Source organism: Pseudomonas fragariae (ex Marin et al. 2024) (assembly GCF_059621105.1).
On record NZ_CM184369.1, the window covers coordinates 3,165,166 to 3,176,431 of the forward strand.

The following is an 11,266-nucleotide window of genomic DNA, read 5'->3' on the forward strand; positions in this document are numbered from 1 at the left end:
GGTTGATCACGCCTTGCAAAGCACCACTGAAATCGTCCAGTTGCGCCCGGTCAGATAGCGCGAACAGTGCTTTCAGGGTGTAGGGGTCGCCCTGTTCGGCACTGATATGGTGGTAAAGAATCCCCGCCTGCAACGGTGCCAGCGGGTAGATGTCCTGCACGTTGGCCACGCCGCCCGGCATGTCCTTCACCACGTGGTCGATCTGCGCCTGAGAGAGGTTGATCAGCGGCAACATCTGCGGGGTGATACGGTCGCAATGCTCGGGAATAAGATTGGCCGGCACCACCACTTCCGAGCCTCCACCGGCAGCTGCCGCCAGTGCCGCCACGGTCGGTTGGCCGAACAGCACATGCACATCGGCACTCAGGCCAACCTGGCGCATGCGTTCGATCAATTTCACCGCCAGCAGTGAGTGACCACCCAGTTCGAAGAAATGGTCATGGCGTCCCACCTGTTCAACCTTGAGCACATCGGCCCAGATCGATGCCAGCAGGGTTTCCACTTCGCCTTGCGGCGCTTCGTAACCACGGCTGATCAGCGCATCACCGTCCGGGGCTGGCAGCGCCTTGCGATCGAGCTTGCCGTTCGAGGTCAGTGGCATCGCTTCAAGCAGCACATAAATGGCCGGAACCATGTACTCCGGCAACACTTGCTGCAGGTGACTGCGCAGGGCTTCGAGATCGACAGCAGTGTGCTCGGCAGACTGGGTGTAGTAAGCCACCAGACGTTTGTCACCGGGTATGTCTTCGCGAGCAGTGACCACTGCTTCATGGACCGCCGGGTGTTTAGCCAGGGCGGCCTCGATTTCGCCGATTTCGATACGCAAGCCGCGGATCTTCACCTGAAAGTCGTTGCGGCCCAGGTATTCCAGCGCGCCATTGGCCAGCCAGCGACCGACGTCGCCGGTTTTGTACAGACGTGCCTGCGGGTCGTTGGAGAACGGGTCGGCGATGAAACGTTCGGCGCTCAGTTGCGGCTGGTTCAGGTAACCCCGCGCCACGCCGATACCGCCAATGTGCAGCTCACCGGCCACGCCCATTGGTTGCAGCTGGCCCAAGGCATCGAGTACGTGCATCTGAATGTTGGCAATCGGGCGGCCGATGGGCACGCTGTCGCCCGGATCCGTCGGACGACATTCCCAGGCGGTAACGTCGATGGCCGCTTCGGTCGGGCCATACAGGTTGTGCAGTTCAACGCCCTTGAGCTGTTGCTCGAAACGGCGCTGCAACGCACGAGGCAAGGCCTCGCCACTGCACAGCACGCGGCGCAGTTGCGGGAAGTCGCGGGTCGAGCGGTGTTCCAGAAACACATCGAGCATCGAGGGCACGAAGTGCAACAGGGTAATGCCCGCGTCACTCATCACCTGCGCCAGATAGTCCGGATCCTGATGGCCACCGGGAGGGGCCATGACCAGTTCGGCACCGGTCAGCAGCGGCAGGAAAAACTCCCAGACCGACACGTCGAAACCGAACGGGGTCTTTTGCAGTACGCGATCCTGACTGTTCACCTGATAGGCGTCGCGCGCCCAGAGCAAGCGGTTGACCACGCCCAGGTGTTCGTTCATCACGCCTTTGGGCGTGCCGGTAGAACCCGAGGTGTACAGCACGTAGGCCAGGTGATTCGGCTGCAGGCCCAGGGCCTTGGCATCCGGGTTGACGCTCTGCTGCCTGGCCAGTTGCGCACGGTCATCGTGGCCATCGAGCACCAGCACCGGAAGATCCGAGGCCGGCAGGTTGTCGCTCAGGTCCCGAGTAGTCAGCACTGCCTGCGGCGAGCTGTCCTCGAGCATATACGCCTGGCGGGCGCTGGGCAGGTCAGGGTCGATCGGTACATAGGCGCCACCGGCCTTGAGAATACCTAACAGCGCCACGACCATTTCCGGGCCGCGACGCAGGCTGACCGCGACCCGCGTATCAGGCTCCACGCCCAGCTCGATCAGGCGATGGGCGAGCTGGTTCGCCTGCTGGTTGAGTTCGGCGTAAGTGAGCAACGGCCCGCTGTCGCCACGTACGGCGCAGGCATCCGGACGCTGGGCGGCCTGTTGTTCGATCAGTTGGTGAATCAGGACATCACGCGGATAAGGGTGCGCAGTGTCGTTGAAAGTTGCCAGTTGCTGATGCTCGCTTGTGCTCATCAGCGGGAAGTGCGCCAAAGGCGTGTCGTGTTGATTCAGCACAGCTTCAAGCATGGCGAAAATGCGCTGCTGTACGCGCTGAGCTTCCTCGAAGGTGAAGTAAGCGGTGTTGAAGTTGAAATCCAGGTGGATGTCTTCAGAAGGATGGTAGTCGCGTACGAAGATCGCCATGGGCGTCTGCTCGTAACCGTTGTCCAGCATCAGCACCCGCGCCGGGTCCTCGCTGCCGAACGTGACGTCACCATCGAAGCTTTCGAATGACAGTGAAACATCGAACAACTGGTGGCGTCCGTTTTGCGCCAGCCGCAGGCTACGGTTGAGTTCGGCAATCGGGAAACGCTGGTGGCGATAAGTGCGACGTAGTTGCGTGCCGATGTTATTCATCAGATCGACCAGCGTTTCATGCGGATCGAAGCCCACGCGAATCGGGCTGACCGAGGAAAACATACCGATGGTGGCTTTCTGACGAGCATTGGTACGGTTATGCACCGGCATACCGACAACGATCTCATCGACGCCCACGGTGCGGCAGAAATAGGTGCTGATCACTCCGACCAGTACATGAGCCACGGACAGGTTGCATTCGCTGGCAAACTGCGTCAGCGCGTTGTAAAGCGCGCGGGGCAACATGGCTTGAACCTGGTCACTGGGGGCTGGGACGTTGGTAAGGCCTGCCTTGAAGTCCGCCCTGCGTTGCAGCAGAACCGGCGGCAGTTGTGCGTAGGACTGCTCCCAGAACAGTCGATCACGCTCGTAGCGAGAAGACGCCATGTAGGCCCTGTCTTCTTCAAGGAACGAGAGGTAAGAAGGCCCCTCGGCAAGCGTTTCCTTGCCTTCCAGCAAACCTGAGTAGGCATCGCTTACGGCGTGCGCGATCAGCACTGCACCGATGCCGTCGGCAACCAGGTGGTGCAAGCGATTGAACCAGTAATGGAGTTGCGGCCCGCAACGAACCAGACGCGATTCCCAGAGTTGTCCGGTCATTGACTCAAAGGGTTGGCGGAACGACTCGCGCAGATGCGCAATGGCCTGCTCGGTGTCGCCGTCGACCTCAGGAAAATCGGTCACTTCAAGCTTGAACGGCGCCTTGGACAGAACCCGCTGGCCGCCCATACCCCTTTCGTGGCTGAAACTCAGACGCAGCGCGTCATGGCTGTCGATAACCCTCTGGATGGCTTTTTCGAACAGTGCAATATCGATGTCGCCCTTGATCTCCAGAGTCATGCCGATGTTGTAATAAGGCAGGTGCGGATAGGCGAGCTGATCAAGCCAGATACCTTGCTGAACCGAAGCCAGCGGAAGGAGCTCTTGTCCTTGCGTGCACAGATTGTCGATCAACGAATTCATCTCAAAGCACCTGTTTGCGAAATCAATTGGCTCGTCTCCGGTCGATGGACGGCGCGGCATGGCGCTGGACGACTGCCAGTCGGCGGGAGGATTAAAAACATTGAAAAAAAAATAGAGCATCCACCTGGGGATGTCTGTCATGGGAAGCTGGGACAACTGCGCGCGGTGGTCTTCCGGGTTGGTTGATCAGTGATTCGGGACGGCGCCGCGCCGCGCCGGTATAGAGGCCTGGACCGATTCGATTGACCTATGGAGCGGGGCGCTGAAGGGAAGGTTGGTGATTGCTGCGCCAGTGTGCCGCTTTGAAGGTGAGTCGGTCGCCGCCGCGCTCAAGGTCGCAGAGCAGAGTAAAGCTGGGGGCCTAAGCCCCCTTTCCATTCGGCGAGGTATCGAATGCCTGTCAGGCGACAGCGGGCTGAAGAACTTCTTCGAGGAAGCTGAAGGCGGTTTGTTTCGATTGCTGGCTGGAGGCAAAGAACGCCAGGTGGCTGCCATTGCGCTCTACGTGCAGCGTGGCGTCCTTGATCGACGCGGCGATATGCCGTGAGCCGCCGATGTGCGTAGTCGAGTCGGCATCGCCAGCCACTACCAGGGTTGGCGCGGTGATGCGCGTCAGTCGTGGTGCCAGCTCGGTCTTGTTCAGCGCGTCATTCAAACGCGCATAGCGATAGAACAACTCGGGATTGACGTAGGGGTAAAGCACTACGTGGGCAATGGACTCAGGGGTGGTGGCCAGCGTTGCCTGATCGAGGAACATCGCTTGCAGGTCGGCAGCCTCGTCTCGATCCTGAGCAGCGCTTTCCATCAGCCACTCGAAGTTTTGCTGATGAGCGGTGCGCAGGTCATTGTCGCCCAGGTTGTAATCCCCATGCCACAGGCTCAGGGAGTTGACCCGCTCGGCGTGGGCAGCAGCGGCGCTCAGGGCGATGACCGCGCCGCCGCAGATGCCCATCAGATGTGCGGTCGATAACCCGAAGTGATTCATTACGCTGATCATGTCGGCAACCTGGGCATCGGTGTCCACCGCGATCTGGTCGAACGCCTCGCAGGCACCGAACAGCCCTCGGGTTTCCCAGGTCACGACAAAAAAGCGCTCGCTCAAGGCGTCGAACCAGTCGCGGCAGAGATCGAACGGAATGCCGCAGGGCAATGCCAGAACCACAGGAGGCCGTTCGCGGTTGGCACTGGCATGCACCAGCAACGGAGCATGGTCACGGGTGGTCAGGTGCAATGTCTCGATGTGCGGCACTGCACCGCTGAATTCGAAATGCTTGAGCAGTCGATTGAAGGCGGTGACGTCTCCAGCATCGTCGAAGTGCTCGTAGCTATAGTCGAGCGCTTCGCAGATTTTGCGGCTTATAAAGTATTCGAACGACGACAGTTGCGTCTCGCCACCGTGCAAGTACTGCAGGGTGCGCACACCAATGCGCGCAAACGCCGCATTGATCGCCCGCTCCGTGGCTCGCACGCTGGAGCACGCCGGCTCTGGCAGAGGGCCGTCGTCCCGGGCGAGAAAGCTCAGGCACACCGGATCGGGCAAATTGAGGGCAAGGTGCCTGAGCATCCTCACCGTCTCGCACAGACGCATCGCTGCATCGGAGGAAATAGTCATGGATCTTCACTCTTTGTCGGGCGCTTTTTTCAGGCACATTGCGCGTGGCTACTGTCGTATGACGTGTGCGGGTCAGACCGCTTCGAATTTCTTGCCGCGGGTGGTGTGGGTCACAAGCCGGTTGTATTCCGGTGTTTCGTCACCGATCACTTGCACCGCGCCGTATTTCTCCAGACTGATGCGACCGCCGTACTCTTCGATATGATCCGAATCCGGGTAGACATGGACGAACGAGGGTACATAGCGTGACGCGAAGCCCATGCGCATTTCCTGTGATTCGCCACTGTGCGGATAGGACGCGTGCATCAGCGTCGACCAGAAAATAATGAACTGCCCGGCTTTCATCTGCATGGGTACAGCAGAGGCCTCATCGGGTTTCCAGTCCTTATCGATCTGCAACTGGCGATAGTCATAGCCGAAGAAACCGCGACGCACGCCATCCTTGACCACCGAGTTGTTGGCATCGGGCTCATAGGTCATGCGCTTGGTTTCGTCGTAATTCATGCTGTTCTGGGTGCCGGGAATGAACTGCAGGCAACCATTGGCAATGTTCGCGTCGGTAAATGCGGTCCAGACAGTAATGGTGCCGCCGAACTCTTCGTTTTCCGGCCAGATGATCTGTGGCTTGCCGGAGGCATTGGCGAAGGTGTCGGCCTGGTGCCAGTCGGTGCCTTCATCGCCCGGATATTTGGGAAAGAACTCGGTACGCCAGCAGAGCACGTTCGGGCCGAGGATGCTTTCGACGCGATCGCAGATTTCCGGGCGACAGATGTGGCTGGCCAGGAAATCATCGTCCAGATGGCGATCATAGTTGGCGATGTTGGTGCCACCGGAAATGGCGTCCAGATCCTGGTAGGCGGCAGCGCTACGGTCGAGCAGGCGCAGACGGGTGCGCTTCCAGGTTTCTTTCATTTCTTCTGGCGAGTAAGCGTCAAACGGCCCGATAAAACCGTTTTTCTCGAACGAGGCACGCTGTTCCGCAGTTAAGGCGAATTTTTTGCTCATGAGCTTTTCCTTTTCGGTCAATGGGCTTGAACAAGGCTACGGGTGATGTGGTCGGCCAGGACTTTGGCCGTTGCGCCATCCGCCAGGATCCCGGGGTCGAGGTTGATTTTGTAATGTGTCTTGAGCTTGCTCAGCGAGCGGATCAGGGCCAGTGAAGTGCCGCCGGAATCGAAGAAATCATCATTGACGCCGATGTTTTTCAGACCCAGGTCTTCGCTCCAGACCTTGAGCACGAAGTGCTCCTGTTCACTGAGGCCCTTGACGTCTGCCGCGCCTGAAGGCGCCGTGCCAGCGGCAGGCGAGGGCAGTTGTTGCTTGTCGATTTTGCCGTGATGAGTCACCGGCAGTTCTGCCAGCGGGACATACACCGAGGGACGCATGTACTCCGGCAAATTTTCGGCCATCAATGCGGCAACTTCGCTGCGAGCCTGTTCGGTCCAGGCGTCGACGCCCTGGCCTGGCACCACGTAAGCCACCAGGCGCAGGTCACCATCGCCGTAATCATGTACGCCGACATGGGCCGCGGCCACGCTCGGGCTGGTTTGCAGAGAGGCTTCGATCTCGCCGGGCTCGATGCGGAAACCGCTGATTTTCAATTGCTCGTCGCAGCGACCGGCATAACGGTATTCGCCATTACTCTCCAGGGTCATCAGGTCGCCAGTACGATAGGCGCGTACAGCACCGGGCAACTCGACGAAGCGCTCGACGTTGAGCGCCTTACGGTTCAGGTAGCCCTGAGCCACGCCCGCGCCTTCGATGTACAGCTCGCCGGTAGTACCCGCCGCGACCGGCGCCTGGTTGTCGTCAAGCAGGTGCAGGCGCCAGCCGTCCAGCGGCTTGCCCAGCGACACCATGGCTGCTGTTTCCAGGTCCTGCGCCAACACTCGCTTGAAGGTGGTGTGAACGGTGGCCTCAGTGATGCCGTACATGTTGATCAGCGCGGGCTTCTGGTCGCCGTGGCGCTCGACCCAGGGCCGCAGCACGCTGGCGGGCAACGCTTCGCCACCGAACACCACGTAGCGCAGCGCCAGAGGAGCAGTGTTGCCACGATCGGCCTCATCAAGGCCACGGAAAGCCGATGGCGTCTGGCTGAGCACGGTGATGCGCTGATCGGCGAGCCATTGACGCAGGGCGGCAGGAGAGCGCGAGACGTCATACGGGACAACGGCCACCTGGCCGCCGTGGGCGAGGGCGCCCCAGATTTCCCAGACCGAAAAGTCGAAACCTATGGAGTGGAACATCGACCAGACATCCTGGGCGTTGAAGCCATAGGCGCGTTGGGTACTTTCCAGCAGGCGACTGACGTTGCCATGGGAAACCTGTACGCCCTTGGGCTGACCGGTGGAGCCAGAGGTGTAGATGATGTAGGCAGTGGAATTATTCGGGTCGATACGGGTGTCTTGAGCGGCCGGTTGCCGTGCCGGCGCGGACAGTAACTCGTCGAGTGCCAACACGCGCAGAGACGATATTTTCGGCAGGTTGGCGGCATCGCCGATGATCAGGCTCAGCTCGCTGTCGCGCACGATGTGCTCGACGCGTTTGCCAGGGTATTGCGGGTCGACCGGCACATAGGTGCCGCCGGCTTTGAGAATACCCAGCAGGCTGGTGACCAGATCGACGCTGCGCGGCAGGTACATGCCCACACGCGTCCCGTAGGTCACGCCTTCATCGCGTAAACGTGCAGCCAGCTTTGTCGACAGCGCGTCGAGCTGTGCGTAGCTCAACGTCCGGGCTGCATCGCTCACCGCGGTGCGCTCAGGAAATTGACGCGCCCTGTCACTGAATATCTCGTGCAGGAAAGCACCGGGCTTGAGAGGGGCTGACGCGGCGCTAAGCGATTCGTCAGTGTTCGTAATCGGCATGACCAAAGCTCCTGTGTAATAACCAGATGCAGCGCTCAAATCCGCTGCAATCGAGACATCCCTGCGGCCTGACGAATCCGTCAATGGGCCGGCATGATCCGCAGTTGGCGCATTTCAGCACCGACTAACGGGCTGCGTCTGTCGAGGGAAATGGGGACAAAGCCTGCCGATTCAGATCAGTACGCATCGACACTCTTCGCGACCGATGTCCCGGATTGCGGTGACAGACGCCTTAGGCCATCAGTGTTTTTATTCTTGCGCGGTGCCGGAGCGTGCTGGTCTGGCGCCCTACAAAAGTGGATGTGAAGGGCTGAGGTCCAGGAGTTTGTTCATGAGTCTTCAAGCTAACACTGCGCCCGTTTTCGCTGATGAACAGCAAACGGATGCGCCAACCTGGCCCGACAGGGCCGCTGACCCGTCGGTACGGTTGTCCTTGCTGGCTACCGGTAACAGTTTGCCTGTGGTGATCGAGCCAACGGCTGACGGGCTGGACCCGGTGCAGTGGGCCAGCGCCCGGCGCGAAGCGATCGAGACGCTGCTGTGCCGTCACGGCGCGGTCTTGTTTCGGGGATTTGATCTGCCTTCGGTCGCGGCCTTCGAGGGCTTTGCCGAAGCGCTTTCGCCTGGCTTGCACGGCACGTACGGCGACCTTCCGAAGAAGGAAGGCGGGCGCAATGTCTATCGCTCAACGCCGTATCCCGAGCGCGAGATGATCCTCTATCACAACGAGAGTTCGCACCTGGAAAGCTGGCCACGCAAGCAATGGTTCTTCTGCGAGCAGCCATCGCGGGTGGGTGGGGCAACGCCGCTGGCGGATATCCGTCAAGTGCTCGCGTACCTGCCGAAAGAGGTGGTCGAGCGCTTCGAGAGCAAAGGTCTGCTTTACAGCCGCACCTTCACCGCCGGTGTCGAGCCGAGCTGGGAATCGTTCTTCGGTACGTCCGAACGCAGCGTTATTGAACAGCGTTGCCGCGAGCAAGGTACGGACTTCGAATGGCTTGACGGCGACACCCTGCAGCTGCGCACCCAGTGCCCGGCGGTGATCACCCATCCATTCACGGGCGAGCGTTGTTTCTTCAACCAGGTGCAGTTGCATCACCCGTACTGCATGGGCGAGGAGCTGCGAGAGGACCTGCTCGACATGTTCGGCCCCGACCGCCTGCCACGGTTGGTCAGCTATGGCGACGGCTCAGCCATCGAGGACCCGGTAATGGCCTTGATCGGTGAAGCCTACGAGGCTTGCGCTGTGCGTTTCGAATGGCGCAAGGGCGATGTGGTGATGCTTGACAACATGCTTGCCGCCCACGCCCGTGATCCTTATGAAGAACCCCGGCTGATCGTTGTCGCCATGGGCGAAATGACCGCTCGGGGCGACGTTTGGCAACCGGCCTGAATGATCGACATCCCGTTATCAAGCCAGGACTTTTAACCACCGGCGCCCGCGCTGGCTAATGCATTCAAGGGCAGCAGCTAATGAAAACCAAGCAAGAGAAGAAGGCCAGACCAGGCTCGATCATGCGTCTGTTATGGAGCAGCCATCCCTGGCTGACGTTCTTTACGCTGCTGACAGGGCTCATCAGCGGCGTTGCGTCCATTGCCGTGGTCAATGTGATCAACCAGGCGATTCACGAGGAGACCTTTCAGCGTCAGTCGCTGTTCTGGTTTGTCGGCCTGAGCGTGGTGGCGCTCCTGTTCCGCAACGGTGCGTCGCTGTTTCCGGCTTACGCCAGCATGCGCATCATGACCCGTCTGCGCATTGCCCTGTGCCGCAAGATCCTCGGCACGCCGCTTGAGGAAGTCGACCGCCGCGGTGCGCCGAATGTGCTGACCCTGCTGACCAGCGATATTCCGCAACTCAACGCCACGCTGTTGATCATGCCGACGATCCTGGTGGAGTCGGCGGTGTTCCTGTTCGGTATTGCCTACCTGGCCTACCTGTCCTGGGTGGTGTTTGCGATAACCATCTCGCTGATGATCCTGGGCGTTGCAATGTACCTGCTGTTTTTCATGGGTGGCATGAAGTTCACCCACAAGGTGCGCGACGAATTCACGGCCTTCAACGAATACACACACGCGCTTGTGTTCGGCCTCAAGGAACTGAAACTCAACGGTATTCGCCGCCGCTGGTTCAGCCGCTCGGCGATCCAGGAGTCTTCGGTTCGGGTCGCGAAGTACAACTACATCGAACGGCTCTGGTTCACTGCCGCCGAAAACGTTGGCCAGTTGACCCTGTCGTTGCTGGTCGGCTGCCTGCTGTTCGCTGCGCCGATGTTCGCTGTTATCGACGCCAAGACCATGAGCGCCAGTGTGCTGGCGGTGCTGTACATCATGGGCCCGCTGGTGATGCTGGTCAGCGCCATGCCGATGCTGGCCCAGGGACGTATTGCCTGCACGCGACTGGCGGATTTCGGATTCTCCATCAACGAACCGCATCCGGAGCCGGAAACCAGCGATGCAGACAATGTGCTGCTTCTCGATCACAAGAAGTCCTGGGGCAGTATCCAGCTCAAGAACGTACACATGAACTACAAGGACCCGCAGAGCAGTTCCGGTTTTGCCCTGGGACCTATCGACCTGACGATCCACTCCGGTGAGCTGGTCTACATCGTCGGCGGCAACGGTTGTGGCAAAAGCACCCTGGCCAAAGTGTTCTGCGGCCTGTACATCCCGCAAGAGGGTCAGCTACTGCTCGACGGTGCGGCGGTCACGGACGACTCGCGCGGCGACTATCGCGACCTGTTCTCGGCGGTGTTCTCTGACTTCCATCTGTTCAACCGATTGATAGGTCCTGACGAGAAAGAACATCCCAGCACCGATCAGGCGCAGACATACCTCTCGACTCTCGGCCTGGAAGACAAGGTCAAGATCGAGGGACTGGGTTACTCGACCACCACGGCCTTGTCATACGGCCAGCAGAAACGCCTGGCACTGGTGTGCGCCTACCTGGAGGACCGTCCGATTTACCTGCTGGACGAGTGGGCCGCCGACCAGGACCCGCCGTTCAAGCGCTTCTTTTACGAGGAACTGCTGCCGGACCTCAAGCGCCGCGGCAAGACGATCCTGATCATTACTCACGACGATCAGTACTTCCAGCTGGCCGACCGCATCATCAAGTTGGCGGACGGTTGCATCGTCTCCGACGTGAAGTGCGCGGTTGAGGGCAAGCGCGCCTGATCTGAAGCGCTGTTCAACTTTCCAGGGACGATCCTTCACGACACGGCATGAAGCCGGTTGCTCCCTGGCCACGACCTGACTACCGGCTGCCGCCGCCTTTTGCGCGCGGCGAGGCCGCCCCTTTGCGAGAAG

6 protein-coding genes (1 of these 6 cut by a window edge) are annotated in these 11,266 nt (G+C 60.0%); 2 read left to right on the plus strand and 4 right to left on the minus strand.

Features of this window, described 5'->3' with window-relative positions; translation table 11 throughout:
- The 4 genes from syrE to syrB1 form a co-directional block, all read right to left on the minus strand.
- Positions 1–3,481 carry the 5' end (the start) of a syringomycin E biosynthesis non-ribosomal peptide synthetase SyrE gene (gene syrE, locus AC54XV_RS13815; protein ID WP_496716923.1) on the minus strand. Its footprint begins 24,899 nt before the window's first position, so only the first 3,481 of its 28,380 coding nucleotides appear in the window; its start codon is at positions 3,479–3,481; the stop codon falls past the left edge of the window.
- Between the two features lie 400 nt (positions 3,482–3,881).
- The gene (gene syrC / locus AC54XV_RS13820) at positions 3,882–5,093 is read right to left on the minus strand and encodes a syringomycin E biosynthesis aminoacyltransferase SyrC (protein ID WP_032655798.1); all 1,212 of its coding nucleotides are present in this window, start codon (positions 5,091–5,093) and stop codon (positions 3,882–3,884) included.
- 72 nt (positions 5,094–5,165) lie between these two features.
- Positions 5,166–6,098 carry a syringomycin E biosynthesis L-threonyl-[L-threonyl-carrier protein] 4-chlorinase SyrB2 gene (gene syrB2, locus AC54XV_RS13825; RefSeq protein ID WP_011267819.1) on the minus strand — a complete coding sequence of 311 codons (933 nt, stop codon included), beginning with the start codon at positions 6,096–6,098 and terminating at the stop codon, positions 5,166–5,168.
- A 17-nt stretch (positions 6,099–6,115) separates the two neighbouring features.
- Positions 6,116–7,960, minus strand: a complete 1,845-nt coding sequence (gene syrB1, locus AC54XV_RS13830; protein ID WP_496716926.1) for a syringomycin E biosynthesis L-threonine--[L-threonyl-carrier protein] ligase SyrB1 — start codon at positions 7,958–7,960, stop codon at positions 6,116–6,118.
- 331 nt (positions 7,961–8,291) lie between these two features.
- Here syrB1 and AC54XV_RS13835 point away from each other — a divergent pair, with 331 nt between their 5' ends.
- The gene (locus AC54XV_RS13835; RefSeq protein ID WP_003408049.1) at positions 8,292–9,353 is read left to right on the plus strand and encodes a TauD/TfdA family dioxygenase; all 1,062 of its coding nucleotides are present in this window, start codon (positions 8,292–8,294) and stop codon (positions 9,351–9,353) included.
- Between the two features lie 80 nt (positions 9,354–9,433).
- Complete coding sequence (gene syrD / locus AC54XV_RS13840; protein WP_003408051.1) at positions 9,434–11,134, plus strand: cyclic peptide syringomycin export ABC transporter SyrD; 1,701 nt, start codon at positions 9,434–9,436, stop codon at positions 11,132–11,134.
- The last annotated feature ends 132 nt before the right edge of the window (positions 11,135–11,266 follow it).